This is a genomic window from Nocardia sp. NPDC056541 (genome assembly GCF_042794235.1).
Classification (GTDB): Bacteria; Actinomycetota; Actinomycetes; order Mycobacteriales; family Mycobacteriaceae; genus Nocardia.
Genome location: NZ_JBHTUD010000027.1, coordinates 36985 through 63100, shown reverse-complemented (window position 1 = coordinate 63100; position 26116 = coordinate 36985). Strand labels below are relative to the sequence as shown.

The 26116-nt window shown below is 66.9% G+C and carries 25 protein-coding genes and 2 pseudogenes; 11 read left to right on the top strand and 16 right to left on the bottom strand.

Annotated features, from left to right (window positions below):
- Nucleotides 1-201 (top strand): annotated as a pseudogene (locus ACFQ9R_RS31855) (lipase); the annotation flags it as partial.
- 68 nt (nucleotides 202-269) lie between these two features.
- Here the strand turns inward: ACFQ9R_RS31855 and ACFQ9R_RS31850 are convergent.
- On the bottom strand, nucleotides 270-1496 hold the full coding sequence (locus ACFQ9R_RS31850) for a PucR family transcriptional regulator (RefSeq protein ID WP_378631369.1): 1227 nt from the start codon (nucleotides 1494-1496) through the stop codon (nucleotides 270-272).
- A gap of 183 nt (nucleotides 1497-1679) precedes the next feature.
- Here ACFQ9R_RS31850 and ACFQ9R_RS31845 point away from each other — a divergent pair, with 183 nt between their 5' ends.
- Nucleotides 1680-2156 (top strand): HAD-IIIC family phosphatase, encoded by a 477-nt coding sequence (locus ACFQ9R_RS31845; protein ID WP_378631370.1) that lies wholly within the window; start codon nucleotides 1680-1682, stop codon nucleotides 2154-2156.
- Between the two features lie 73 nt (nucleotides 2157-2229).
- On the opposite strand, the gene ACFQ9R_RS31840 is transcribed toward ACFQ9R_RS31845, so the two are convergent.
- Entirely contained in the window at nucleotides 2230-3108 is an 879-nt protein-coding gene (locus ACFQ9R_RS31840; protein ID WP_378996037.1) for a sigma-70 family RNA polymerase sigma factor, read from the bottom strand.
- Between the two features lie 117 nt (nucleotides 3109-3225).
- On the opposite strand from ACFQ9R_RS31840, the gene ACFQ9R_RS31835 reads away from it, so the two are divergent.
- Nucleotides 3226-3570 (top strand): DoxX family protein, encoded by a 345-nt coding sequence (locus ACFQ9R_RS31835; RefSeq protein WP_378996034.1) that lies wholly within the window; start codon nucleotides 3226-3228, stop codon nucleotides 3568-3570.
- Nucleotides 3571-3615: 45 nt separating this feature from the next.
- On the opposite strand, the gene ACFQ9R_RS31830 is transcribed toward ACFQ9R_RS31835, so the two are convergent.
- Together ACFQ9R_RS31830 and ACFQ9R_RS31825 are read right to left on the bottom strand one after the other, a co-directional pair.
- Complete coding sequence (locus ACFQ9R_RS31830) at nucleotides 3616-5205, bottom strand: GMC family oxidoreductase (RefSeq protein ID WP_378996032.1); 1590 nt, start codon at nucleotides 5203-5205, stop codon at nucleotides 3616-3618.
- Between the two features lie 144 nt (nucleotides 5206-5349).
- Nucleotides 5350-6831: an FAD-dependent oxidoreductase gene (locus ACFQ9R_RS31825; protein ID WP_378631374.1), complete on the bottom strand. Its 1482-nt coding sequence runs from the start codon at nucleotides 6829-6831 to the stop codon at nucleotides 5350-5352.
- Nucleotides 6832-7013: 182 nt separating this feature from the next.
- Here ACFQ9R_RS31825 and ACFQ9R_RS31820 point away from each other — a divergent pair, with 182 nt between their 5' ends.
- A complete protein-coding gene (locus ACFQ9R_RS31820) occupies nucleotides 7014-7505 on the top strand; it encodes a glutathione peroxidase (protein ID WP_378631375.1) in 492 nt (163 codons plus the stop codon).
- 17 nt (nucleotides 7506-7522) lie between these two features.
- On the opposite strand, the gene ACFQ9R_RS31815 is transcribed toward ACFQ9R_RS31820, so the two are convergent.
- Genes ACFQ9R_RS31815 through ACFQ9R_RS31805 form a run of 3 tightly spaced genes read right to left on the bottom strand, consistent with a single transcriptional unit; the run spans nucleotide 7523 to nucleotide 11771 of the window.
- Complete coding sequence (locus tag ACFQ9R_RS31815; RefSeq protein ID WP_378996030.1) at nucleotides 7523-8719, bottom strand: hypothetical protein; 1197 nt, start codon at nucleotides 8717-8719, stop codon at nucleotides 7523-7525.
- A complete protein-coding gene (locus ACFQ9R_RS31810; RefSeq protein ID WP_378996028.1) occupies nucleotides 8716-10308 on the bottom strand; it encodes a protein kinase in 1593 nt (530 codons plus the stop codon). The genes ACFQ9R_RS31815 and ACFQ9R_RS31810 overlap by 4 nt, the downstream gene beginning before the upstream one ends.
- A 44-nt stretch (nucleotides 10309-10352) precedes the next feature.
- Nucleotides 10353-11771, bottom strand: coding sequence for an MFS transporter (locus ACFQ9R_RS31805; RefSeq protein WP_378996026.1), 1419 nt, complete (start codon nucleotides 11769-11771; stop codon nucleotides 10353-10355).
- Between the two features lie 183 nt (nucleotides 11772-11954).
- Here ACFQ9R_RS31805 and ACFQ9R_RS31800 point away from each other — a divergent pair, with 183 nt between their 5' ends.
- Nucleotides 11955-12785, top strand: coding sequence for an SAM-dependent methyltransferase (locus tag ACFQ9R_RS31800; protein ID WP_378996024.1), 831 nt, complete (start codon nucleotides 11955-11957; stop codon nucleotides 12783-12785).
- A 49-nt stretch (nucleotides 12786-12834) separates the two neighbouring features.
- Here ACFQ9R_RS31800 and ACFQ9R_RS31795 read toward each other — a convergent pair whose 3' ends face one another.
- On the bottom strand, nucleotides 12835-13299 hold the full coding sequence (locus ACFQ9R_RS31795; RefSeq protein ID WP_378996022.1) for a polyketide cyclase: 465 nt from the start codon (nucleotides 13297-13299) through the stop codon (nucleotides 12835-12837).
- 114 nt (nucleotides 13300-13413) lie between these two features.
- Here ACFQ9R_RS31795 and ACFQ9R_RS31790 point away from each other — a divergent pair, with 114 nt between their 5' ends.
- Entirely contained in the window at nucleotides 13414-13947 is a 534-nt protein-coding gene (locus tag ACFQ9R_RS31790) for a hypothetical protein (RefSeq protein WP_378996020.1), read from the top strand.
- Between the two features lie 412 nt (nucleotides 13948-14359).
- On the opposite strand, the gene ACFQ9R_RS31785 is transcribed toward ACFQ9R_RS31790, so the two are convergent.
- The 3 genes from ACFQ9R_RS31785 to ACFQ9R_RS31775 all read right to left on the bottom strand — a co-directional run bounded on the left by ACFQ9R_RS31785 (nucleotide 14360) and on the right by ACFQ9R_RS31775 (nucleotide 15689).
- Complete coding sequence (locus tag ACFQ9R_RS31785; protein WP_378996018.1) at nucleotides 14360-14866, bottom strand: MarR family winged helix-turn-helix transcriptional regulator; 507 nt, start codon at nucleotides 14864-14866, stop codon at nucleotides 14360-14362.
- 34 nt (nucleotides 14867-14900) lie between these two features.
- Nucleotides 14901-15029: a hypothetical protein gene (locus ACFQ9R_RS31780; protein WP_378996016.1), complete on the bottom strand. Its 129-nt coding sequence runs from the start codon at nucleotides 15027-15029 to the stop codon at nucleotides 14901-14903.
- A 333-nt stretch (nucleotides 15030-15362) separates the two neighbouring features.
- Nucleotides 15363-15689: a hypothetical protein gene (locus ACFQ9R_RS31775; RefSeq protein ID WP_378996014.1), complete on the bottom strand. Its 327-nt coding sequence runs from the start codon at nucleotides 15687-15689 to the stop codon at nucleotides 15363-15365.
- Here ACFQ9R_RS31775 and ACFQ9R_RS31770 point away from each other — a divergent pair.
- Nucleotides 15682-16221, top strand: a complete 540-nt coding sequence (locus tag ACFQ9R_RS31770) for a hypothetical protein (RefSeq protein ID WP_378996011.1) — start codon at nucleotides 15682-15684, stop codon at nucleotides 16219-16221. The two genes, ACFQ9R_RS31775 and ACFQ9R_RS31770, sit on opposite strands and share 8 nt — an antisense overlap.
- On the opposite strand, the gene ACFQ9R_RS31765 is transcribed toward ACFQ9R_RS31770, so the two are convergent.
- The 5 genes from ACFQ9R_RS31765 to ACFQ9R_RS31745 all read right to left on the bottom strand — a co-directional run bounded on the left by ACFQ9R_RS31765 (nucleotide 16209) and on the right by ACFQ9R_RS31745 (nucleotide 20792).
- On the bottom strand, nucleotides 16209-16910 hold the full coding sequence (locus tag ACFQ9R_RS31765) for a Crp/Fnr family transcriptional regulator (protein ID WP_378996009.1): 702 nt from the start codon (nucleotides 16908-16910) through the stop codon (nucleotides 16209-16211). The two genes, ACFQ9R_RS31770 and ACFQ9R_RS31765, sit on opposite strands and share 13 nt — an antisense overlap.
- 139 nt (nucleotides 16911-17049) lie before the next feature.
- The gene (locus tag ACFQ9R_RS31760; protein WP_378996007.1) at nucleotides 17050-18660 is read right to left on the bottom strand and encodes a GMC family oxidoreductase; all 1611 of its coding nucleotides are present in this window, start codon (nucleotides 18658-18660) and stop codon (nucleotides 17050-17052) included.
- Nucleotides 18661-18780: 120 nt separating this feature from the next.
- Nucleotides 18781-19287, bottom strand: a complete 507-nt coding sequence (locus ACFQ9R_RS31755; RefSeq protein WP_378996005.1) for a pyridoxamine 5'-phosphate oxidase family protein — start codon at nucleotides 19285-19287, stop codon at nucleotides 18781-18783.
- Nucleotides 19288-19459: 172 nt separating this feature from the next.
- Nucleotides 19460-20233, bottom strand: a complete 774-nt coding sequence (locus ACFQ9R_RS31750) for an SDR family NAD(P)-dependent oxidoreductase (protein ID WP_378996003.1) — start codon at nucleotides 20231-20233, stop codon at nucleotides 19460-19462.
- Between the two features lie 67 nt (nucleotides 20234-20300).
- Complete coding sequence (locus ACFQ9R_RS31745; protein ID WP_378996001.1) at nucleotides 20301-20792, bottom strand: beta-class carbonic anhydrase; 492 nt, start codon at nucleotides 20790-20792, stop codon at nucleotides 20301-20303.
- A 1148-nt stretch (nucleotides 20793-21940) separates the two neighbouring features.
- Between ACFQ9R_RS31745 and ACFQ9R_RS31740 the strand changes: the two genes are divergently transcribed.
- From ACFQ9R_RS31740 to ACFQ9R_RS31725, 4 genes and pseudogenes are all read left to right on the top strand, one after another.
- Complete coding sequence (locus ACFQ9R_RS31740; protein ID WP_378995999.1) at nucleotides 21941-22279, top strand: hypothetical protein; 339 nt, start codon at nucleotides 21941-21943, stop codon at nucleotides 22277-22279.
- Nucleotides 22280-22737: 458 nt separating this feature from the next.
- Nucleotides 22738-23964 carry a PP2C family protein-serine/threonine phosphatase gene (locus tag ACFQ9R_RS31735; RefSeq protein ID WP_378995997.1) on the top strand — a complete coding sequence of 409 codons (1227 nt, stop codon included), beginning with the start codon at nucleotides 22738-22740 and terminating at the stop codon, nucleotides 23962-23964.
- Entirely contained in the window at nucleotides 23961-25583 is a 1623-nt protein-coding gene (locus ACFQ9R_RS31730; protein WP_378995995.1) for a CHASE3 domain-containing protein, read from the top strand. The genes ACFQ9R_RS31735 and ACFQ9R_RS31730 overlap by 4 nt, the downstream gene beginning before the upstream one ends.
- Nucleotides 25580-26014: pseudogene (locus ACFQ9R_RS31725) on the top strand (response regulator); the annotation flags it as partial. The gene ACFQ9R_RS31730 and the pseudogene ACFQ9R_RS31725, both read left to right, overlap by 4 nt.
- Nucleotides 26015-26116 lie beyond the last annotated feature (102 nt).

The window sequence follows — 26116 nt, the reverse complement described above, 5'->3', positions numbered from 1 at the left end:
TTCCTCGACCAGGGCCCCGGCTCGACGGTCAACAACGTTGTGCTGCAGGAAGGGTGCGAGCAGGACATCTCCGATCACCTGACGATGATGTACTCACCGCGCGCCCTCTCGATCGCGCTTCGCGCGCTCGACCCGGTGCAGAACCCGCAGCTGACCTGCGCGTTCAACCCGTGGCTGGTCGGTGGCGGCGGCTCGCTCTGACCCGCCCGCACTGAGCACGACGAAGGCGCTGCCCACCATGGTGGGCAGCGCCTTCGTCGTGTCGGGGATCAGGCCGGAACGGACCGGTAACTGCGCGCGACGAGCGCGGAACGCAGGTACCACAGCCCCGAAGGCTGAGTCGGATCGAAGCCGGTGAGCTGGCCGATCCGCTTGAGCCGGTAGTCGACCGTATTGGTGTGCACGTGCAGCACGCGAGCGGTGCGCTGCCGGTTGAGGTTGTTGGCGATGTGACGCTGCAGGGTCTCGAGCAGCTCGGGGTACTGATCCAGCGGATCCAGCAGCGAGCCGAGGAATTCGCGGCCGGGCCCGGGACGGGTCAGCTGGTATTCCAGGGCGAGCTCGTCGAAGCGGTACAGACCCGAGGTCACCTCGAGCCGCTGCACCATGTCCAGCAACTCGTGGGCCTGATCGGCGGCATCGGGAACCCCGGTGGTGCTCGTTTCGACCATCGCGGCGGTGATGCCGACCTGGGCCGCCTGGGAGAGCTGGGCGACGAGCGCGGTCAAACCCTCGCGGTCGAAGGCGTTGGCGGGGATCAGCACCGTCCCGCCGTCGACGCTGAGCAGCGACAGTGCCGAGTCGCCGCAGCGCTTGGCCAGTTCGGCTTGTACCCGGCGCAACTTGCGGCGGGCGACGACCTTCGAGTCCAGTGCCGGGTTGGCTTCCTCGCGGTGCTGGGGGATAGCCAGGGCGAAGACCGCGTAGGTCTCGGCGATGGTGATGCCGCATTCGCGGGCCATCGTCGAGGTGCTGTGCCCGCCGAGCAGGGCGGAGGTGAGGGTGTGCACGGCGGTGTGGTGCTCGCTCACCACGCCGCGCAGCTCGCGCACGTAGGCCAGCGAGATCTGGGCGGTGATGGTGTCGAGTAGTTCCATCACGACCTTGACGCCGCCGACCAGGCTGTCGAAATCCTTGCCCGACGCGCTCGATACCACCAGGTCGAGGCCGATTTTGAAGCCCTCGGCGATCGAGTGGTGGATCGTGTCGATCGGTACGCCCTCCCGGGCCCACGCGCTGGCCGCGTCCTGCAGGCGCTGTAGCTGGCTCGGGACATCACGCCCGTCGAGCATGCCGACCGCGAATTCCAGGCAGATCCGGGTGATCGTGGTGACATCGCCGGAGATGGCGTCACCGGGTAGCGTCCCGCAGGGTGCGACGGTAGCGACGAAATGGCCGACCATCTGCCGCGAGAGTGCGCGAACGTCCTTGAGTGGCAACGACATCGGCTTGCCCGAGACGGTCAGCGACGGTCGGGGTGGATTGTGGACGGACATCTGTGTTCCCTTCGCCAGTTTCGGCTGTACCCCCCGCTGTCCAGCGAACCCCACCCTAACGAACGACAAAGGAAACCGGAATGGATTGTCAGGTTCTGGGTAGGGGGCCCAGCCCTGGCGGTCGCCGTAGTGACGGATCACAAGTCTGGTTCTTAGCTATCAGTGGTTGTAGAGTTCAGCGCCATGCGACCTGCCGTCCGTTGTCTGGTCTGGGAACTGGACGAGACCCTGTGGGAGGGTGTCGTCCACGACGAGACCGGCACCACGCCGCGCCCACCGGCACTGCGCACGCTGACGAAACTGAGCGAGCGCGGTGTGCTCCATGCTGTCGCCGCACGCGGTGACCGAGCCAGAACCATGCACACGCTGTACCGCCACGGTCTGTACGAGATGTTCTCGGCGGTCGAGGTGGGCTGGGGGCGCAAGTCCGCCTCGATCGTCCGCATCGCAGGCACCCTCGGCCTGGGTCTGGACTCCCTCGCGTTCGTGGACGCCGAGCCGGTCGAACGCGCGGAGGTCTCGCGAGCGCTGCCGATGGTGCGCTGCTACGCCGCTCGCAATGTCGACATGCTGCCGTTGCTCCCGGACTTCCGCCACGAACTCCGTTCGGGCCCCGTGCCGACTCCACCGTTGGGATTCGCCCGCGTTCCCGCCCTCTGACCGCGATCGACGCAGTGACCGCAACATTGCATCGAGTGCAAAAACGCGGAATCCGGGCGTTCGCGGGTTTTGATCAGGGCAGCAGCGACAGGGTGAGCGCGGCCAACCGAGCTGGCGCGGCCACCACGTCGTAAGCCGCGATGCGCCCACCGCGCACGAGGAACGTCACCACGAAATCCGGTCCGTCGGCTCCCGGCACCACCAGGCCGGGCCTGCCGTCGACGAGCACCAGCACCGCTTCGCGCGAGCGCCGCCGCAACGCGAGAGCGCCGTCGGCCACGGCACGGGCGCCGCGCACGACCAGGGCCATTCCGGGCGAGAGCGCCGCCGGGTCGGCGGTTCGCACCACGTCGGGTGCGAGCACCGCGAGCAGTCCGCCGAGATCGCCCTCGCGAGCAGCCTGCACAAAAGCCGTCACCGCGGTCTGATGCGCGAGTAGTTCCGCCGGCTCGACCCGGGCGGGCGCGTGCACACGCAGCCGGGCCCGGCTCGCGAGTTTCTTGGTGGTGGCCGGCGTGCGCCCGAGCATCGGCGCGATCTCGGCGAAGGGCACCGCGAACAGATCGTGCAGCACGAAAGCGACACGTTCCTCGGGGCCCAACGTGTCGAGAACGACCAGCAGCGCCCGCCCGACGGAATCCGCCCGCACCGCTTCGGCTTCGGGATCCACACCCGCGCCCGTCGCCACCGGAACGGAAGTCCCGGGGGACGCTATCTCGGCGCGACGGGTACGGACGCGCAGCATATCGAGGCAGATCCGCGATACCACCGTGGTGAGCCAGCCGTCGAGATCGGCGATCTCGGTATCGGTCCCGGCCAAGCGCAACCACGCCTCCTGTACCGCGTCCTCGGCTTCGGCTCCCGAACCCAGCATCCGAAAGGCCACGCCACGCAGGCGGTCGCGCCGTTGTTCGAACGCGCGCGCCGACACTTCGGTCCGGTCAGTGCGCATCGGTCACCTTTCGCTCGCGCCGGTCGTCTATCCGAGGACGGCACTCGCTGTCCCATCACGGCGGCTGTCTCCACGATGACAGAGGCGCCGATCACCGAAACCGGAGGATCTGATCCGATGCACACCACCTATCTCGTCGTCACCGTGCTCGCGGCCGTCGCCGCCTTGGCAGCTGCCCTGATCGACGTCGTTCGCGCCGACTGGGTACGCGAGAACATGCGCCACTACGGCATCGCGCCCTGGACGCTCACGCCGCTGGCCCTGATCAAGGCGGCGGGTGGACTCGGTCTGCTCGCCGGTCTGGCCTATCGGCCGCTGGCGGTGGCAGCCGCGGCCGGGCTCGTGCTGTATTTCGTCGCCGCCGAATTCACCGTGTTGCGGGCGCGCCAGTACGCGGATCTGGGTTATCCGCTGCCGTACCTGCTGCTCGCGGCCGCTTCGCTGGGCCTCGCGGGAGCATGAGGCAGCTGGTGGCGCGCCCGTGCCCGCGCGCCACCAGCACCTGGGTCAGGCCTCGGCGAGGATGAAGTCCGCGGCCTGTTCGCCGATGAAGATGGCGGGGGCGTTGGTGTGGCCGCGGATGATCAGCGGCATCACCGAGGCGTCGGCGACGCGCAGACCCTCGACGCCGCGAACCTTCAGGTCCGGGGCGACGACACTGGCGGCATCGGTGCCCATCCGGCAGGTGCCGATCGGGTGGTAGAGGGTGTGCGAGAACTGTTCGATGGTCAGCGCGATGGCCGCCTCGAGATCCTCGGGTGCCTCGGGCGGGTAGATCAGCGCGCCCAGCGCGCTCTTGAGCGCGGGCTGCGCGGCGAGCCCGGCACACACCCGAAGTCCGGCGGTTAGCGCGGCCCGGTCGGCGCCCTCGGCATCGGACAGATACCGGGGATCGATCACCGGCTTGGCCGTCGGATCGGCCGAGGCCAGGCTGATCTTGCCGCGACTGCGCGGGCGGAGCAGGATCGCGCCGAGCACCACACCGTGTTCGGTGGCTTCGACCAGACCCTCGTGGTAGAACGGCGCCGGAGCGTAGATCAGCTCGAGGTCGGGGTGCTCGAGGTCGGGCGCGCTGCGCACGAAGCCGTATGCCTCACCGACATTGGAGGTGAGCATCCCGCGGTGGCGGACCAGGTAGTTGATCAGTTCGAGGGGCTTCTCCGCGGTGAACAGCGAATCGGAGTCCACGCTGTAGCCGAGCGCCGAGATGAGGTGATCCTGTAGGTTCGCGCCGACCTCGGGGGAGTGCGCGACCAGTTCGATGCCGTGTTCTTTCAGCTCGTCCTGATCGCCGATGCCCGAAAGCTGTAGCAGCTGGGGGCTGTTCACCGCGCCACCGCACAGGATGACCTCACGATCGGCGGTCACGGTGAGGGTCTGCCCGCCGCTGCGGTATTCGACGCCCACAGCCTTGGTGCCCTCGAACAGCACCCGGGTGGCCAGCGATTCGGCCAGCACTGTCAGGTTCGCCCGCTTCATCGCCGGACGCAGGTACCCGTCGGCGGTGCTCCAGCGCCTGCCGTCGCGCTGGGTCACCATGGTCTGGGTGAAGCCCTCGGGCGCGGGCCGGTTCGCCGATTCGAGCTCGTGGCCGGCCTGCCGCGCGGCCTCGAGGAACGCGTGCGTCGACGCGCGTGGGCTGCGCTGGCGCTGTACGTGCTGGGGCCCCTTGGGACCTTCGTCGGGAAACTGTGCGTCCTGGACGTTCTCGATCTTGCGGAACTGCTCCACCGCGGCGGCGAAATTCCATTTCTCGCCCGCCAGCAGCCCCCATTCCTCGTAGTCGGCGCGGAAGCCGCGGACCCACATCATCGCGTTCATCGATGACGAGCCACCGAAGGTCTTGCCGCGCGGCCAGTAGATCTGCCGGTCGCCGAGCTCGGGCTGTGGCTCGGTCAGATAGTCCCAATCGCGCTCGCTGCGGAACAGTTTCGAGAACGCGGCCGGGATGTGGGCGAACTTGTCGTCGTCTGCCGGACCTGCCTCCAACAGCACGACCGTGGTGCCCGGGTCGGCACTGAGCCGATTCGCGAGCACCGCCCCCGCGGATCCGGAGCCGACGATCACGTAATCCGCGGACGTCCCACCTGCTTGCACTGTCCAACTCCGATCTGCATTGCGTCTTCGTTCGGCGCGCCTGCTCCCGGGCGTGAAAAGACCGTGAGCCCAGCCGGACTCGTCGTCGGGCGTGACGCTGCAAGCAGAGTACTGACAGAACCCGTGCGGTGGGTCGTCCGCGGTTCAGCCCGCAGCCGCCGCTTTGCCCGCGCGACGGCCGTAGAAGCTGCCGTCGCCGAGCGAGGCCCCGCTGACGTAGCCGTACGCGCACAGGCCGGACGTGCAGCGACCCGCCGCGAACAGGCCCTCGATCGGCTCACCGCTCACGTGCAGCACCCGCGAATCCAGGTCGGTGCGCAGCCCGCCGAGGGTGAACCCGGCGGTGAACCCGCGCAGGTCGAAACAGGCCAGCGCCCCCTTGATCGGGCGCACCCATTCGGGTTTCTTGCCCAGCAGCGGGTCGGTGCCGTGCTCGGCGTGCTGGTTGTAGGTGGCGACGGTGGTCTGCAATGTCTGTGCGGGCAGGCCCATCTCGGCCTCGAGCTCGGCGACCGTCTCGGCGACCCACTTGGGCTGGAAGCGGAAGAACGGGGTGGCGCTCTCGGTCGCGAGCGCCTCTTCCAGCGAGGTCTCGTCGATGATCAAGAACGCCTGGTTGTCGTTCTGCAACAGCGTCGCCTGACCGATGCGGCCGGGATAGGTGTCCTCGGTGACGTAGCGCTGGCCGCGTCCGTTGACGAGGATGCCACGCGCCATCATCTGCGGATCGCCGAAGATGGCCACCTCGCTGGCGTCCATGTGCGCGAGCTCGGCGCCGAGCGCTTGAGCCAGCCGGATGCCGATGCCGTCGTGTTCTTCGATGGCCGCGCCGGGTCTGCCGCTCAGGCGCGGGGTGTAGCGGTCGATCATCTCGGTGTCGTAGGCGAAGCTGCCGGTGGCCAGGACGACACCACGCGCGGCCCGCACGGTGACGGGCTTGCCGTAGGTGGTGGCCAGCACGCCCACCACCCGGTCCTCGTCGTCGACGACCAGCCGGCGGATGCGGGTGTCGTACTCGACGTCGATGCCGAGCTCGGCCACGGTGTCGGCCAGTGGCTTCATCAGCATGTAGCCGCCGCTGCGCTCGCCGATCTTCTTACCCGCCAGCTCCGGAACGTGGCCGCGCGGAGCGGGTTCGGCGATGTCGAGGAACGGTGCGGAGTTCTCGCCACCGGAGTACATCAGGCCTTCGTCGTGCGGGGGCTCCCAGCCGGGCTCGCCCCAGAACGACTCCTTGAACGGCACCCCGCAGTCGACGAGCCAGTTGTAGTGCTCGACGCTGCCCGCGCAGTAGTCCTTGATCTTCGCCTCGTCGACGCCGGGTCCGAGCGCGGCGGTGAGGAACGCCGCCATGTTCTCCGGGGTGTCGTCGAACCCGAGTGCCTTCTGCAGCGGTGTGCCGCCACCGAGGTAGACGAATCCGCCCGCCAGCGCCGCCGCGCCACCCCAGCCGCCGGTCCGTTCCAGGATGAGCACCTTCGCGCCCGCTCGCGCGGCTTCGATCGACGCGCACACGCCGGCGATGCCGAAACCGGCCACCACCACATCGGCGTCGAAATCCCACTGCGTCACCTCGCTCGCGCGCAGCGGGCGGACGGTATCGATCCGATGTGGCTGGTCGCTCACGGGGCTTCCTCCGGTGCTCAGGGTGCGGGCATCACCGCCCATCCATAGGAATGGTGCCGTGAACCGCGTCACAAAACAAGAACGTGTTACAGATTCTCTCGCCGAGCGGGACACTTGCGCGCCGATCGGGCTCCGGTACGGTGGCGATCGAACCGACATAGACGAGATCTGGTGGTGATGTGATGAGCGCGAACATTCGAGACATTGCGGTGCAGACCCTGGCGGGCGAGGACACCACACTGGGCGAGCTGGCGGGCGAGCGGGCGGTACTGCTGGTCAACGTGGCCTCCAAGTGCGGCCTGACCCCGCAGTACGGCGCCCTGGTGGAACTGCAGAAGACCTACGGCGAGCGCGGTTTCACCGTGATCGGCTTCCCGAGCAACCAGTTCATGGGCCAGGAGCCCGGCAGCGCCGAGGAGATCCAGGAATTCTGCTCGGTCACCTACGGCGTCGATTTCCCGCTGCTCGCCAAGGCCGATGTCAACGGCGACGACCGGCACCCGCTCTACGCCGCGCTGGTCGAGACCGCCGACGCCGAGGGCGCGGCGGGCGACGTGCAGTGGAACTTCGAGAAGTTCCTCGTCGGTCGCGACGGCACGGTCGCGGGCCGGTTCCGCCCGCGCACGACCCCCGATGCCGCCGAGGTCGTGCAGGCGATCGAAGCCCAGCTCTGATCTAGACCAGCACCGAACTACTGAGCGTTCGCCAGCAGCGCGTACTGTGCCGCGGCCTGCTGGCGAACTCCGGCGGGTTCGGCGCCGCTGACGAACGCGCCGTAGCGCCGGTAACTCACATAGCAGCGGGTCAGTGCGGGCGCACTCCCCGCACGCCGCTCCGCGCACCGCGCCTGCGGCAGGCCCTCGGGCGCCGCGACCGGATGCGCTGCCGCGCTGAGTGTGTTCTGCCATGTCGTGCCGAAGGCGAGGGCCGCGGCCTCGTCACGGAACCGGAACAGCGTGGTGCTGTAGGAATTCGCCACGCTGTCCACGCCACCGCGATCCCACGCCGCGCCGAGCTCGGCGGGTTCGGTGGGGCGGTAGTGCAGTCCCGCACGGCCGGTCCACGCCGCGAACTCGCGCGAGGAGATGGCGATCCGCTGATTGGCCGGGCCGGGAATCAGGGTGCGGCGCAACAGATCGTCGGGATCGCGGGGTAGCTCGGCGATCCGGTCGGGCGCGGTCGGGGTGAACTTGTCGAGCAGGGGGATCTGGGCATCGAGGACGGCCGCGACGCGTGTGGCCAGCGCGTCGATGTCGGGCGAGGGATGCTGGAGGAACATGCTCACCACGATCTCGCCGTGGGCGAAGGTGGCACCGATCGTCTTGATGCCGGGCCGCCAATGCGCGTGTGCGGCAGCGTAACCGGGGATCGACACCGGCTGATTGTCCGGACTCACCCGGAAATCGGTCGCCTCGAGTTCCCGCGCCGCCTCCTCGGCGGTCTTCGCGCCGGGAAACCGCGCCAGCACCACCCTGGTGATCCGCGCGTCGGTCTCGATCGCCGGTCTCGCCTTGTCGAAGGCTTGGCTGCCCTCGGCGACGTCGAAGGCCACGATCATCCGATGCCGTTCCAGCACGGGAAGATTCATATTCGAGATCGCCGAGGTGTCCGCAGCCCGCCGCGGGGTGTCCAGGACATCGGTGCCCCAGCTGTGGGTCAGCACCGGATCGACCTCGTGCGGCAACACCACCGCGCCCGCCATCCGCAGCCCTTCCAGAATCGGCCCGTCCGTGGACTTTCGGCCCGCCTCGATATCGGCGGGCGCCGTCGTATAACTACCCACGCCGAGGGAGCGGACGTCGATCTCACCCGGCGTCGCGGTGCCCTCGACGGTGCCGCAGCCGACGAGCAGAACGGCGAGCGAGCCCAGCGCCAGTCGTGCGGTCACAGAGGTGCGGTGCTCAACCATTGGTCGATCATCTCCTGATGGGTGTGGCCCTTCCAGTACACCTGGAGCAGCACAGTCGAATACGGCGCGGCGTCGAATCGCACCAGCAGCCATGGTCCGGTGGAGCCGTTGAAACTGTGCACGGTCAGCGGTCTGCCGTACCGCGACCGCGGCTGCTGGGTCGCCCCGGCGGGCAGGGTCGCGACGAACCGTCCGACGGTCCCGGAATCCTTGTGCGCCATCACCTGCACGCGCAGGCCTTCGCGGTCGGTGCAGTCGAACCCCGTATCCCACATCGCCTCCGCGCTCTTCGTCGCGAAACTGCACCGCAGTTCCCGATACCCCGCACTGTCGGGACTCGCGGGCAGCAGGTCGGGGAACATCGCGATCGTGGGCCGCGCCGCCGCCCACGCGTCGACGGTGGTGGTCGGCGCGACCGTTGCGCTCGTCGGAACGGCGCCGGTGCTCCCGGAATCTCGGATCGACAGGATTACAGTTCCGATCGCGATCATGGCGACCGCCCCGAGTGCGCCCGCTACCCACCACCCGGCGTTGCGGCGACGCGCTCCAGCACGAGTGGCGGTGTCGAGCTCGGCCCGATTGCCGACACCGAACGTCGGGTTGCCCGCGACGCCGGTCCCAGCTACCGCGTCTGGGCCCACCCTGCTGACCTGTGGCCCTCGCACCAGGTGGTCGATCGGCTGAGCCGGTCCGACGAGGCCGGTCATCGGACGAGCTGGAGCGGTTCCGGTGGTCAGGGCCGTGGACGCCGCCGCGACCATCGCCGCACAACTGGCGAATCGATGATCGGGATCCTTGGCGAGGGCGCGCGCGAACACCGCGTCCATCGCAGCGGGCATGCCCGCCGCGATCTCGCTGATCCGCGGCACCGGCTGCATCAGATGCGCACCGATCAACGCCCCCGCATGGGTCGCGGTAAACGGTGGGCGCCCCGCGAGCAGGTGAAACAGCGTGCACGCCAACGAATACTGGTCCGACCGCGCGCCCGCGGTGCGCCCGTCGAGCTGTTCGGGCGCCGCGTAGCGCAGCGTCGCCACCAACGTCCCGGTCTCGGTCAGCGCTGCGCCCTCGTCGACTGCCTTCGCGATGCCGAAATCGGTGAGCAGCACCCGCTCACCGCTGCCGCCCGCGCTCTCGCTCAGCAGAATATTGGCGGGTTTGACATCGCGATGCAGGAGCCCGGCCGTGTGCGCGCAATCGAGCGCGTCCGCCGTCGACCGTGCGATGTGCAACGCCCGCCGCGGTGCCACAGCCCCTGTGCGCAGCGCCGTTTCCGCGTCGCTGCCCGCGACGTACTGCATCGCGATCCACAGCCGCCCGTCCTCGTTTCCGCAGTCGTGGATCGCCACGATATTCGGATGATCGAGGCGCCCCGCGAGATCGGCCTCGCGCTCGAATCGACCCCGGAACACCGGATCCGCCGAATACGAGGAGTGCAGCAATTTCACCGCGACCAGACGCGGCAACCGCGGGTGCCGGGCGGCGTACACACTCCCCATCCCGCCCGCCCCGAGCACCCGCTCGATCCGATAGCCGGCGAAAAGGTCACCGGCCCTGAGCTCGTGCATGGTGTCACGCTAGCTCAGGACCGGTGGCGCCGCGATCAGCACGCTCAGCGGCGGATCCCGCGCACAGCCAGTGCCGCCGAGACGGCGGCGACGAGCGTGATCGCCGCGCAGATCAGATGCACGACCGCGACCGCGTCGGCCGCCGATGACGCGGTCGCTCCCACCAGTTCGAAGAACACCGACCCGATGCTCGCGATCCCGACCACGGTCCCCAGTTGCACGCTGGTGACGAGAATGCCGCTGGCGTCGGCGGCGAGTGTCACCGGTACCGCGGCCAATGCCCGTGTCATCAACGGGCTGAACGCCAGCCCGTTACCGAGACCGAAGACCCCGAACGCGATCGACGCCGCGATACCGATACCCGCGCCGTCGCCCAGCAGCCACGCGAGCCAGCCCAGCGAGGCCGCGCTCATCACCAGCCCGAACGGAATCATCCTCGCGTGCAGCGTGGCCGGAACGCGCTGCCAGGACAGTCCGGCCACGGCGAACGCCGCACCCATCGGCAAGAACTGCATGCCCGCTCGCAGCGCGCTGTAGCCGAGGTCGCTCTGCATGTGGATGGCGCTCACGAACAGCCAGCCGCCGAAGGTCCCCATCACCATGAGCAGGGTGGCGGCAGTCGCGAGCAGACCGGGCGCGCCGAGCGCCTGCGGCGCGAACAGGGGATCGCGGCCGCGCCCGGCGACCGCCCGCTCGATCACAACGAACGCCGCCAGCCCGAGCACACCCGCTCCGAGACACAGCCACGACCACCGCGGAAACCCGAGCTCCCGGCCGAGCACCAGCGGCACGACCAGCAACAACACGGTGGCTGTGAGCGTCACCAAGCCCAGCCCGTCGACCGTTCGATCGGTGCGGGCGACGGTGACCGGGAGGACACGTGGAGCCAGCACCAGCAGTGCGATGCCGATCGGCACATTCACCAGGAACACCCCACGCCAACCGGTGCCGCCCAGATCGGCGTCGACGATCAATCCGCCGAGAATCTGGCCCGCCAGCAGGCCACCGGAGACGATCGCCGCATAGATACTCAGGGCTCTGGCTCGCGCCGCCCCGGCGAACGTGCGCTGGATCAACGTCATCACCTGTGGCGCCATCGCGGCCGCCCCGATGCCCTGACCGAACCGGAACACGATGAGCGACAGCTCGTTCCATGCCAGTCCACACGCGAGTGACGCCAGGGTGAACCCCGCCAGCCCCGCGATGAAGGTGCGTCGCTGCGTGAACCGATCGCCCAGGCGCGCACCACCGATCAGCAACACCGCGTACGCGATCACATACCCGGCGACGATCAATTGCAGGGCGGCCCCACCGGTGTCGAGGCTCGACCGAATGGACGGAATGGCGACATTGACGATGGAGCCGTCGAGCACCGTCATGAACTGGCCGGTGAGGATGACGACGAGCACGGCGATCGACCGCCTGCCCACCACCGAATCGGGCACCGGGGCTGGTTTGAGCATCTGGATCATGCTCAGATCCTGGGACCGGAGGCACAGGATGAATAGGAGCCCACCGATACGGGTACTCCCGATACCCCGCTCGCGGCCTGCCCCGGATGGAGTCGGAATAGCTTGTCTGCCAAAGTAACTGATGCTCTAGGCTTGATTCGTCCAGTTGGCTCCGATACTCGAAAGGCGCTCCCGATGTCGCATTCTTCTGCCGCCTACCCCAGCGCTGTTCCGGTCGGGGTGGACACCACCCGTGCGAGTATCGCGCGTGTCTACGACGCCGCACTCAACGGCAAGGACAACTACGACGTGGATCGCGCAGTGCTGGACCAGGTCCGCACCGTCGCTCCGCAGGTCAACGACCTGGCCTGGGCCAACCGTGACTTCCTGATCCGCGCCTGCCGATTCCTGGCCAGGGCGGGCATCGACCAGTTCCTCGACCTCGGATCGGGTCTGCCCACCGCGGAGAACACCCACCAGGTGGTCCAGCGGGTGAACCCTCAGTCCAAGGTCGTCTATGTCGACAACGACCCGTCGGTGCTCGTCCACGCGCAGGCATTACTGGCCAGCAACAGCCGCACCCGCATCGCCGAAGCCGACATCTTCCGACCCCTGGAAGTTCTCGGCAACGAGACGGTCCGCCGCGAACTCGACTTCACCCGCCCGCTGGCGCTGTTCCACATCGGCACCCTGCACCACTATCTCGGCGACGACGGCCCCGCCCTCATGCAGACCTACATCGACGCATTGCCCTCGGGCTCGTTCGTCGCGATCGCCCACTTCCACGACCCGGAAACCGCCGAATACAGCGAGCTGGCCCGGAAAATGGAAGAGAAGTTCATCCACAGCCCGATGGGTAGCGGCCGCTTCCGCACCCGCGACGAAATCCAAGCCATGTTCGGCACCCTCGACATGGTCGAACCCGGCCTCGTCCGCTGCGACGACTGGTGGTCCGACGGCCCCCACCTCACCCCCCTCTCCGACGTCCGCAACTGCATCGTCGGCGGCGTCGGCCGCAAACCCTAGCGCCGCGATCCGGATCCGAGTTCCCGGCGCTACCTTTCGGGGCGCTGGGTTATTTCTTGATGGTGCGGGCGAGAATGCCGAGAGTGGCCCGCAGCGCGGACTCGGGAATGATCGGGAAGATAGCTGCTTCGCGGTAGCGGGGCGCGATCCTGCTCCAGTCGTAGTACGAGGTGACCAGGGTGCCGATGTCGCTGGGCTCGAGGCGATATCCGTACAGGTGCTCGATCGGCGGTTGGATGGCGCCCGAGATCGTCCACTCGAGATGCTTGTCCTGCTCGAACTCGGTGATGATCACTGTGACGTCGTATTTGCCCATCGGGAAATCGTTGAGGGACTCACGATCCATGTGCACGATGAACTCGTCGCCGACGCCGGTGACGGGCTTGCCCTCCGCCGATTGCAGCATGCCCGAGCTGTCGATCGCTACGTGCCCTTCGGGGGAACACAGCAGTGTGAAGATTTCCGAGGGTGACGCGGGGACCTGCCGCTGCACTTCGAACCGTTCTACCGTCATGTCGTCCACCCTCGCATACTCGGCGTCGATGCGTTCTGCCACTGACGCCACCTGAACCGGACGGCTACGCGTGCGCGGCAGGTCCGATCGTCCCGCTGCCGTCACCTCGGTGAGGTGGCCGGTGGGCGGGCGATCGATGGAGTCGGACGCGGCGGCTTCGTCGTGGGCGGGGGCATGGTCGTCGTCGGCGACGTGGTCGTTGTCGACCGCGCCGATGTGGTCGTCGGCGCCGCCGGTGACCGGGATGTCGTGGTCGAACTCGGCGGATCGGTTGTTGTCGTGGTGCTGGGCGGTGCCGTCGTGGTGGTGCCCGGCACTGTGGTGGAAGTGACGGTGACGGTCGAGGGATCAGCAGACATCGTCACCGTGCTCGGATCGGCTGTCACCGTGATCGTCGACGTGTCAGTCGGAGTCATAGCGACGGGCACGGTGGAGGTCGGGGTCGGGGTGACGGCAGCTGGGCCCGGCACATCGGAGGTGTCCTGGACCGAAAGGCTTGCCGTGGCAGAGAAACTCGCGCTCACCGAAACAACCGTCGAGTTCGCCGTCGCGGTTTCCGTCGGTATGGTTGTCGTCGTTTCCGTCGCAGTGGTCGTGCTCGGGGAATCGGCGCCCGGTTGGGCGGACTCGGTATCGGTAGTGGGGTAGCCGCCCGGGACGTCGACCGGTACGGCGACCTCGCTCGGGTTGTCGGCTGTTGTGCTCGTGATCGTCGCGATGGACTGGCTTCGGCCGGCACTGTAGTCGGAAAATCGTGCGGTGGGTTGGCCCGCGAACGGCCCCGAGCTGTTCGCCCGCGCCGGTGGGCTCGAATCTGCCCGCACCACGAGCGTTGTCCCGATAACCGTCATCGCCAACGCGGCCGCCACCCCGGCACGCGACACGTGCCGCCGGAACCGGTCTGTTGATCGCGCCGCGGGCGGGTGGCCGCACCGTCGCGGATTCTGGGGTCGAGGCTCGGTCTCGGTGACAGGCTCGGCCACCGGGTCTTCGCTGTTGTCGAAGGTGCGCATTGCATTCCTGCTTTCTCCCTCGAAATACGCCGACCGGCGTGCTGTTCTCAGGGGCGCGAGTAGGGATCCACCTCGCGCAGCCGTTGCCGGTGAATTCGTTGCAGTTCGCCCGCACGGGTGAGAAAGTCGGCGATTATTTCCAGTTCGGCGGCGTCATAATAATTCAGCAACATCTTGTAGCTCTCGACGATCATCGGAACGACGAGTTCCTGTACGCGATCGGCCGCGAGTTCGGTGGCCATCACAATGACGCGACGACGATCGGTCGGGTGCAGCGACCGTGCGATGTAGCCCTGTTTCTCCAGCCGGTTGAGCATGATCGTGACACCGGCGGAGGTGAGACCGAGCCGCTCGGCCAGCCTGCCCGGCGTCGTGGACTTCTCCTCGAGCAGGACGATCTCCAGCGCACGCCGATCGGTCTCGTTCACGCCCAGCACTCTGATCAATTCACGGACCAGGTCCTCGACGCTTCCGTGGTAGAACTCCAGCGCCCTTTTGAGCTCGACCGAGATCCGGGCGGGTTCGCTTGTTGTCGGGCACACGGGCTTTCCCATCGATCACTGGAAACAGAGAACCGCTCAGCACAAGTCACCGATCAGGGCCTGCTCGGTTGCTGAGCGCCGCGATCCGTTCAGGGGAGCCGGGACGCGCGGCGGAGTCGATGGATGCCGCAGGGCGCGGCAGCAGGGATTGCGGCCAGGTGCTCGAAGTGGGCATGGGCGCTCCTGTCCATCGATCGACCGGCTGCCCGAACCGCGGCTGACGAACATCACGAAAGCGGCACCGCTCCGGTCATCGAAGCGGCCGTGGCTGTGCCGGACATGCACTGTACGACACACCGGGCGAGGCGATACTGCGCATCGGATAATTCGGTCGAAGTGACTTCTCGGCTCCAAACCGTAAGCAGGGCAACCACTATCAGGTGATGCTGCCGTCGGGTGTGGGTCGGTGGGGCCGGGCCGGGCTGCTGAGGCAACCCGGTCCGGCCCCTTCACCACAGGCCGCCGGCGCGGACACCGGTCATCATCCGGCGGCACTCGTTGGGTGAGCTCAGACGACAGCTGTGGTGGTCAGGGTCGGGGACGGGTTCGGGTAGCACGAGGTCGCGACATTGCCGACAAAGGAGACATTGGTCGTCATGGTCATACCGGGACTGGTGTAGCTGGTCCCCGCGTACTTGCTGGTGATCGGTGTTCCGGCGGCGCCGGCGGTGACGTTGATGGTCACCGCCGGCGGGGTGAAGCTGGTGCCGCCGGCGATCGGGCCGGGCACGGTCAGTACGACATTCCCGCCCGATGTGGCCACGGTGCCCGCCACGGTGCCCCCGGAGGCGGTAGCCGAGACCACCGTCGAATTCGCCGGAGTCGGAATGGTCATCTTCAGGTTGCTGATGTTGTTCACGGTGAATCCGGAAGCCGAACTGGGCACCGACGAGGCGCCCGGTGTGATGGTGATGGCCACCGCGGAACCCGATGCCGCCGAGCTCGGCGCGGTGCCGGTGACCGAGGTGTTCATGCTCGAGGTTTGGCCGATACCGAGGACCGTGCCCCGGCAGCTCCAGTTCACGCTGACGGGCGCAGCATTTACCGGTGCGGCCAAACAAAAGACGGTAGCGATGGCGACCGGGGCAATAAAGCCCGCACGAAACAGGGAAGAGGTCGATATCATGGCGATCTCCAGGGAATGTCGAGCAGCGGTAAGACGGGAGTTCGAACCGCTAAAAAATGGGTGTTCAGAAAATATAACCCGCTCGCATCTTTCTGTTGTTGAAATCGCAAATCCAAGCGTGTCAAAAATATCATTATCCGCAATTAGATATCTATCCGGAATAGTTAACTGCGGAAAGGTTTTTTCGCAGGCCGGTATTGTCTCGGCCTGTCATCACCCGCCGGCTGCTCAGTGGCTGTGAAGTTTTGCTGTGAGCTGCCGCAATCCGTCGCCGTCATCGATGCCGATGCTTCCTGGGCCGATGGTGATCAGGCGGTGTCGCTCGAATTCCTCGATGACCTTGTGGAACGACGGGCTTCGCACACCGAGCATGGCGGCGAGCGTGCGCTGATCCAGCTGCACCGACCCGTCGACGGCTTCGTCGAGAAGCAATTGAGCCACCTGGACCGGGAGCGGGCGGCCGAGCATATCGGTCAGCCGGGTCTGGACCGTCGTAACCCGTTGCACCACAGTGGATATCCAGCGCCGAGCGATCTCGGGGTGGGTGGTGAGCACTGTGTCGAAATTGCGCTGAGGCAGGAACAGGCACTGCGCCTCGGCGAGCGTGCGCGCGGTGTATGCCAGTGGCACCCCCAGCACCAGCGCGATATCGCCGTCGACATCGCCAGGACCCAACATGCCTACCACCGCACGCTGTGTGCCCGACTCGACGGACAGTTCGACCTGCCCTTGCCGCACGATCCAGACTCCGTTCGGCGGTTGGTCCGCCGAGAACATCACCGATCCGGCGGGCAGGGCTTGGGACTCGAGACCTTCGGCAAGGGCGGTGAGGTCATCGAGATGCAGGGGAGCGGTGGCGCCGTGGCCTACCCATCGCGCGACCCAGGCCGCATGACGCACTCGGTGGTCGTCGAAAGACTGCTCACCCATATCGTGCAGCAAGTGGGAGAACGTTCGGTGGCTGTGTAGCATCGCGTGCTCCTGACGGTGCGTACGAACTGGTCAACCCACCGCCCATTGTCCTCCCTTCGGCAAGAGGCCCACCGCGTGTATACCGATGCGGAACCGCTCAGGGTCGAAGGATCAGGTCCGCGCACTTCTCGCCGATCATGATCGAGGGCGCGTTGGTGTTCCCGCCGATGATGGACGGCATGATCGACGCGTCCGCGACGCGCAGACCGTCGATGCCCGAAACCCGCAACGTCGGATCGACGACCGCACGCTCGTCGACTCCCATCCGCACCGAGCCCACCGGGTGGTACACGGTGTGAATTCGGTTCGGCAGCTCCGCGCGCAGCGACGCGTCGTCGGCGAACTCGGCCCCGGGGTTGATCTCGCCTGCGTTGTCGCCGGTTCCCGCCATGATCTCGCGCACCATCGCGATGCCTTCGAGCAGCACTTCCGCATCTTTGGGCACACTCAGATACCCGGGGTCGATGAGTGGAGCCGCAGTCGGATCCGCCGAGGAGAGCCTGACGGTGCCCCGGCTCTCCGGGTAGATCAGCGTCGGGAAGACACTCTGCCCCGGCTTCTTCGTCGGCGGTACGACCCGCTTGTCGGAGTCCTGGTTGGGCGAGGGGTAGACCCAGTAGAGACTGAGCAGCTGCAGGTCGGGAATGTCCTGGGCGAACGACGTGCGCACGAACGCGACGGACTCGAACGATGATCCGGCCGCCCACGAGCTCCCTGGCCGGCGCTTCTCCGCGAGGAGTCCGCGCAGGAAGTACGACGGAGTCGGTCGACGCACCGCCGATTTCATGTTGTACGAGAGCGGGACGAAGAGGTGGTCGTGCAGGTTGTCGCCGACCGGCAGATCCGCGTGCACCGCGATACCGTGCCGCGCGAGGTGTTCGGCGGGACCGATTCCGGACAGTTGGAGGATCTGCGGCGACCCGAACGCTCCCGCCGAGAGGATCACCTCGCGCGAGGCGTGCACAATCTGCTTGCCGCCCTCGACCGAGATCTCGACGCCGGTGGCCCGCGAGCCGTTGATGACGATCCTGATGACCGTCGTCTCGGTGAGAACCAGCAGGTTCGGGAGCGGATCCGCATGGATGTAGCCCTGCGCGGTGGAGTACCGCAACCCCTTCGCGGCGCTCTGCTGAAAGACCGCGACGCCTTCCTGACTTTCCGCGTTGTAGTCGTCGATGGCAGGCACACCCAGGCGCTCGGTCGCCGCTGCCATGAACGCGCGGGCCGCCTCGGTGAGATCGCTCTTCCGGGTGACCTTGATCGGGCCACCGCCACCACGGAGCTCGCTGGCGCCGCCCTCCCAATCTTCGAGTCGTTTGAAGTACGGAAGGACACCGGCGTAGTCCCAGCCCTCGCAGCCCTCGGCCGCCCAGTCGTCGAAGTTCTTCTTGTTGCCGCGGACGAAGAGCATGCCGTTGACCGAACTCGAACCACCCAGGACCCGGCCGCGCGTCATGGGGATCGTGCGGTCGAGCGCACAGCGTTGCGGTGTCGACTTGGAACCCCAGTCGAACAGCTTCTTCAACTGCGGCGTGGAGTGCATGACGTTGATAGCGCCGGGAATCTGGAAGAGCATCTTGGCGATGCCTTTGTCGTCGGCGCGCCCAGCCTCGATCAGCACGACAGACGCGCCACTTTCCGCGAGTCGGCGAGCTACCGCGCAACCGGCGCTACCGGCTCCAACCACGATGTAATCGGCGTCGGTCATCGGCGTTTCTCCGTTCGATTACCGTTCTTCCGGTACGGCGACGATCACCCTGCCGGAGACGACTTCCAGGATGCGGTCGAGAGGTGGACCCCTTCATTGTGCTCGTCCGAAGGGCTCAGATCAGGGTTGAACGCCGGCTGTGCTGCCGCCGAGCGGCATGGCGGGCAGACCGAGTTTGCGATGGTCCCACGAGCGGATCCGCGTCGGCTCGACCCGAACGACGATGCGTTTGTGCATCATGGACTCGACCAGCGGACGAGCCTGCTCGGTGTAGGGACCGACGTAGCGGCGGAAGACGTCGATTCCGGCGTTCCAGTACTCCTCATCGGCGGGGTCCTCGATCAGATGCGCTGTTCCTTCGATCGACACGCCGCGCAATTGGTCGTAGGTGTCGCCCGCCTCGGCCATACAGGTGAGGGTCGGGTTACGGCGCAGGTTGGTGGCCTTCTGCGACTTCGCCTTGGTCTCGAAGTAGATCTTGCCGTCGAGGTGCCCGAACCACATCGCTGTCAGATGCGGTTTCCCCTCGGCATCGAGGGTGGCCAAGGTGAGCACCCTGCTGCGGTCGAGGAACTGCGCGATCTCGTCCGCGCTCATCTGCACCGTGGCCCGCTGTTTGATTCCCACGTTCACCTTCCAGCTCGATCGTTGCGCCGACCCTATCGAGCAACCGCGATCGGCGATCCCGAACGCGACTATTCCGCTGGTCAGCGGCCCATGTGGTTGTCGCCTGCTGGAACAGCGCGTCCCACAGGGTGAATCGCAGCAGTCGACAGCACATCGGATGGGCGCTGCTGGTTCAGAACTGGCCGGGCAGCGGCACAATGCCCAGGTTGGCGTCGAGGCCACCGTCGACGACGAGGGTGGTGCCGGTGATGTAGCCGGCGGCGGGCGAGGCGAGGAACCAAATCGCCTCCGCCTGTTCACGTGGTTCCGCGAACCGTCCGAGTGGGATCCGGCGTTCGATCGCGGCGAGCAGTGCGAGGTCCTGGTGTACGGCGGCGGTGATGCCGGTGCGGGTGAGCCCGGGTGCGATGGCGTTGATCCGAATCCCCTGCGCGGCATAGTCGATCGCGACCGCGCGGACCAGGTTGATCAACGCGCCTTTGGACGCGTTGTAGGCCCAGTTTCCCGCATCGCCACGCAAACCGGCCACCGATGCGGTCAACACCGCGCAGCCCCCGGACCGACGCAATGCCGGAATCGCCGCTCGCAGCCCGCGAATCGGCCCGAGCAGGTTCACGTCGAGGATGCGGTCGGCTGTGCGCACCGCATCGGCGGCCTCGAGCGGCGGGGTGCCGCCGGTTCCGGCATTGAGGACGATGGTGTCGAGTCGGCCGAAACGGCTCAGCGCGGCGTCGACCGCGGCCTGGTTCACCGCGTCGGAGGACACGTCGCCGGCCAGGGTCACGATGCCGTCGCCGAATCCGGTCAGGCCGTGCTCGGAGAGATCCACCGCGACCACGTCGTGCCCGCGTTCGGCGAACAACTCGACAGTGGCTCGGCCGATACCGGACGCGGCGCCGGTCACGATCGCGACGCGACGCGCGTCGGCGGGGGAGGGCTTGCTCATCTGGGGCCTTGTGTCGGAGCCCGAGCAGCGGATCTGATCTCGGCCACTCGGGCAGTCACACCGATGATCAGTCGAGTACTTCGTTCAGTTTTCCGGTCGCGACGTCGAAGACGAATCCGCGCAGAGAGGTGGTGCGCGTGATGAAGGGGCTGCGTTCGATGCGGCGCAGCGAGTTGCGGATGTCCTCGTCGAGATCGCCGAAGGCCTCGGCGGACCAGGTGGGCTTGATGCCGATCTCGTCCTGGATCGCTCGTTTGAAATCGTCGTCGGTGAAGGTGAGCATGCCGCAGTCGGTGTGGTGGATCAGGATGATCTCCGTGGTGCCGAGCAGTCGCTGGCTGATGGCCAGCGAGCGGATCTCGTCGTCGGTGACCACGCCGCCCGCGTTGCGGATGACGTGCGCTTCACCGTCGTGCAGGCCCAGGATGCGGTAGACATCGAGGCGGGCGTCCATGCACGCCACCACCGCGACGTGCTTGCTGGGCGGCAGCGGGAGCGGGCCGCTGAACTGCGCTGCGTACGTGGCGTTGTTGCTGAGGTATTCGTCTGTGACGGTCATGGCGGCGTCCTAGGGTTGATGGGTCGCGACAACGAATCTCCGCCTTCATGGTTGGTGCTGGTTCGGAGGGCGGCCAGAGATTCGCGCAGATCGAGGCGAAGGGTCGTTCGCAGCGGTGCGAACGAGTAGGCGCCTGCGTCGATGCCACGGTGCCTGCGTCGGGCAGGGAGGGAAGCCTGATCGACCGCGACCGGCCGCCTCTGTGGCCCGCACCTGTGCGGGGCGGTGTGTCGTCCAGGGCAACCTGATTCATCTATTGCGAGAGTTGATATGAAATCAGGCTTCGCGTCAGCTGTGAATCGAATCCGGTCGCGAACATGATCCGTCGTGACGGCAGAGGTGTAACCGCCGGGGCCGTGTGCGTCAGCACTGCATGTCGACCGGCGCTGGGTCCATGGATGACGTGTATAGGAGATTCCTGTCGCATCCGTAGTGAAATGTCGAGCCAGCTATTTGCCGGGCGCGGGTATCGCAGTATGAATATTCGAGACGGAGTAATCGGGTTGTTCTGTGCCGCAGGTCAATTCACAGTTGGATGCAGTGTCGACAGTATGGTCATCGGCGGCAGGGGATGAAGAATTTTCGACCGCCCGGACCGGCCGTTCAGGCGTAGTATTCCGGTGCTTTCCGGTGTTTGACAGAAAATTCTCAACACCAACACCGCGAAGCTGCGGAGTTTCCAGGGGAATGCTTCGACACTGCGACAGCGGCCACGACCGTAAGGACGCTATAGAACTGGCCGCGATAATGATGCCAGCCTTCCTCGAAGCCGAGCGCAACACGGTTCCGTTCGGCCGGTCGGGATATCTGCGCCGTATCGGCTCACTGGTTCACCTGGGCTGACCTCGCGGCCTCGGCATCTCGCCGACGTTCCTGTCGGCACTGCTGTATCCGGGACGAGACTGGGCGTTTGCCGAGGTGGGAAGCGTCGTGACGGCCGCCCGAAGCGCCCTGCACCACGCGGATAGACGGCCGCCCTCGCGCCCGGCTGCCGATCTCGCGCAGATCACATGCTCTTTGGTACGCCTCACAAACCCGGTTATGTTAGCTACTAATTAGCTATAAGATGTCCGGTTTGGCCCTCCATTTTCTGCGAATATTCGGGTACGGTCGACCATTGACGGGGAACTACTTCGACAGGGGGATCGATGGACGAGAACATCAGTGGTACCCCGCTATCGCGCGATGACGCAGGCGGCGATCGGGTTTCACGAAATCTTGAATACCGCTTTGCGGCTCATGGCGCTGAATCTTATGACAGCGAGACCGCTCATCTCCACGATGTCGTGGATCAATTGGAGTACGCGGTACAGGTTTGTTCGCGCGAGAGCATCCCGCTTCCCTTCGTGTTGAAGGAAGTCGAAAAGGCACTCGGTGTGGACCTCGACGATCTCTCGGCAGACTGGCCTTCCGCCCTCCGTCTTCACCTCGTCGATTACGTGACGGCGGTGTTCGCGAAGGACCACCTCCAGCCACCACATATGTGACAACGAGGCCCGTCGGCGGCCGGTGTGGGTGCAAGTCGGACGTGGCGGGCAAGCCTCAGCGGCTCGCGCGCAGTATGCGGCTAGCGCGCAGTACGCCGGGCGATTCGCTCTCGAACCTTCGGATCCGTGGAGGTAGCCGGCGATGAGCTCAGGGGCGGAGTGGCCTTCGATAGGGTGGTCGACCTCGCGGACACACAAGTCCGGGCACGTAGTGCGATAGGCGAAGATGTCCATGCCCACGCCGAAATCCCGCGTGGGCATGGGTGTCGGCGCAATCGGATAGCATCCCCGGTACTACCTTTCGGTCCAGCAACCGGCCGGCGGAGTCAGTTCGCGTCGTGGGCGCCTGTGATCGGAGGCTTTCGTGCACACCCTGGGTTTTGTGCTGTCCAGGTGGGGAGGGGGAGGTCTGATGTGGCGCGAGCAGGCGACTCTCGGCTGCGCCGGCGGTGGTCGTGGTGCGCAGTGACGCGTTGAACGCCGATCTCATCGCGGCCGGGCCCAGATCGCAACGTCAACTCCGCATACTGCTGGTCGAGGACGATCCCGGCGACGCCTTGCTGGTGGAAGAGATGGTCGCCGATCTGTCTCCGCGCCCGCACCTGGATTGGGTACGCACCCTGACCGAGGCCGGCGAGCGCCTACGCGCCGACGTCCCTGATTGCGTGCTGCTCGATCTGCATCTGCCCGATGCGCACGGACTAGAGGCGCTGGCCGGGATCCGCGACCGCAACGATCAGGTCCCCGTCGTGGTGATGACCGGGCTCGACCAAGAGCGCACCGGGCTGTTCGCGTTGGCCTCCGGCGCGCAGGACTACCTGGTCAAGGGCCGGGTGGATCCGGAATTGTTCGGGCGCGCAGTGCGTTACGCGATCCAGCGCAAGCAGGCCGAACTCACCAGCGCGGCCCTGCAGGCCAGTCAGATGCGGGCGCAGGAGAACTCCCGACTCGAACGCGGACTGTTGCCGACCCCGCTGTTGGGTGCCGACCCCACAGTGGAGGTGGTGTCGCGGTATCGGCCCGGCCGCGACCACTCACTGCTCGGCGGCGACTTCTACGACGTGGTCCAGGACCCGACCGGCATCGTGCACGCGATCATCGGTGATGTCTCCGGCCACGGTCCCGACGCCGCGGCGACCGGGGTCGCATTACGGCTGGCGTGGCGCACGCTGGTGCTCAGCGGTGTCACCGGTGCCAGGCAACTGAGCCTGCTCGAGGAAGTGCTGCTCGCCGAACGCGCCGACCAGCAAACCTTCGCCACCGCTACCAGCTTGGTACTAGACCCGGCGACCCGGCAGGTGTCGGTACGCCGCGCGGGTCACCCCGGCATGCTGTCGTGCACCCGTGCCGGACTGAGCTGGGTGGAGGTGCCGGGCGGACCGGCCCTGGGTTTCGTGCCGGGCTACGCGCAGTGGCCCGCGCACGAGGTGGCGCTGGCGGATGAGGCGGGGCTGATGCTGTTCACCGATGGACTGTTCGAAGGGCGCGTCGGCGACGGCAGCACCCGCCTCGGCGAGGACGGATTGTTCGAACTGGCACAGACACTGCCCGTCGGGCAGCCCGAGTCCTTCGTCGACGCGCTGATCGGGCAGGTGGCGGAGCTTTCCTCGGCGGCAGGCGGTTTGGATGACGATGTGGCCATCCTGTATTTGCGGTGGAGTGATGTGACGAGGCGGATGACGTGACGAGTAGTGCACCAGCTCGGTCGGGGTCGATCCGTCAGCTGACGGCACAGGGCTGGTTCCAGCTCGTGTTCGCGCTGATGATCCTGGTGGTGGTCGTCGGTGCCGCGGCGGGTGCGCAGGTCATCGCGCACACCAGCCGGGTCACCGATCGTCTGCTCGCCGAAACTCTGCCCGCGTCCACCGAAGCCCATCGGCTGCAGGGTGCGCTGCTGAATCAGGAGACCGGCATCCGCGGCTACGCCATCACCGGGGACCCGCAGTTCCTCGAGCCCTACGACCGAGGGCGCCAGGAGCAGACACGCGCCGCGGACCGCTTACGGGAGCTGCTCGTCGGCCACCCCGGATTGCTCGCCGACCTCGCCGCTGTCGACCTCGCCGCCCAGCAGTGGCGGGCCGACTTCACCGATCCGGCGACCGGGGCCGTGTCGTCTCGCACGGGCATCGGTCTCGACGCCGCCACCGGAGCGGTGCGTCGAAAGGCGCTCTTCGACGCCGTGCGCGATACCTTCGCGGTGCAGAACGACCATCTCGTCGCGGTCGTCGACAGCGATTCCGCCGAGCTGGCAAGCGCACGCACCACCCGCAACATCGTGCTGTGGGGCATCGTCGCGGTCTTCCTGCTGACCGGGGTGCTGCTCACCGTGCTGGTACGGCGACTGGTGGTACGGCCGTTGGGCTATCTCACCGAGTCGTCGCGGCGGGTAGCCGCGGGGGAGTTCGACGCGCAGATCGAGGCTGTCGGTCCTTCCGATATCGCGCTGGTCTGCGAGGCGGTGGAGAACATGCGCCATCACATCGTCGCCGAGCTCGATTCCACGCGCATCCAGGAGGCGGCACTGCTGCGCCAGAAGCAGGATCTCGACATCCAGGCCGAGGAACTGCGCAGATCCAACACCGAGTTGGAGCAGTTTGCCTACGTCGCGTCCCATGACCTGCAGGAGCCGCTGCGCAAGGTGGCCTCGTTCTGCCAGTTGCTCGAGAAGCGCTACGGCGACCAGCTCGACGAGCGCGGCAAGCAGTACATCGACTTCGCCGTCGACGGCGCCAAGCGCATGCAGGTGCTGATCAACGACCTGCTCACCTTCTCCCGCGTCGGCCGGATGTCGGAGGGCACCGAGCCGGTGGGCCTGGATCAGACCCTGGACGAGGCGATGGCCGCTTTGTCGGCGACCATCGAGGAATCCGAGGCCGTGATCGAGCGCCCGGAGGCGTTGCCGGAGCTCCTCGGGGAACCGACCCTGTTGATCATGCTGTGGCAGAACCTCATCGGCAACGCGATCAAATTCCGCACGCCCGGCCTGACCCCTGTGGTCCGGGTGGCGTGCGCGCCCAACGTCGACGACGCCGAGGAATGGGAGTTCTCGGTGTCGGACAACGGAATCGGCGTCGCGGCCGAATTCGCGGAGAAGGTCTTCGTCATCTTCCAGCGTCTACACCCGCGAGATGCGTACGGCGGCACCGGGATCGGACTGGCCGTGTGCAAGAAGATCGTGGAGTTCCACGGCGGCCGGATCTGGCTCGACACCGACTACCGTGACGGCACCCGCCTGTGCTTCACCCTGCGGGCGGCAGCGCCCGCGACCACCGCCGCATCCATCGAGAACGAGGTATTCGCATGACCGATCCCGCCCAGCCGGTCGATATCCTGCTCGTCGAAGACGACCCCGGCGACGAACTGATGACGCGGGAAGCCTTCGAGGACAACAAGATCGGCAACACGCTGCACGTGGTCAGGGACGGTCAGGAAGCGCTGGACTTCATCTATCGCACCGGCGCGCACGTCGACGCCCCACGGCCGGATCTGATCCTGCTGGATCTGAACCTGCCCAAGTACGACGGCAGGCAGGTGCTGGAGAAGATCAAGGCCGACCCGGAGCTGTCCCACATCCCCGTGGTCGTGCTCACCACATCGGCGGCCGAGGAAGACATTCTGCGCAGTTACAAACTGCACGCGAACGCCTACGTCACCAAGCCGGTGGATCTCGACCAGTTCATCGCTGCGATCAGGCAGATCGATGAGTTCTTCGTGCAGGTCGTGGGGGGGCCCCGCGGGGGGGGGGGGGGCCGGGGGGGCGGCTGGGGGGGGGGGGGCGCGGCGGGGGGCGCCCCCCCGGGGGGGGGGGACGCGAGGAGCGAGAGAAGAGCGGGGCAA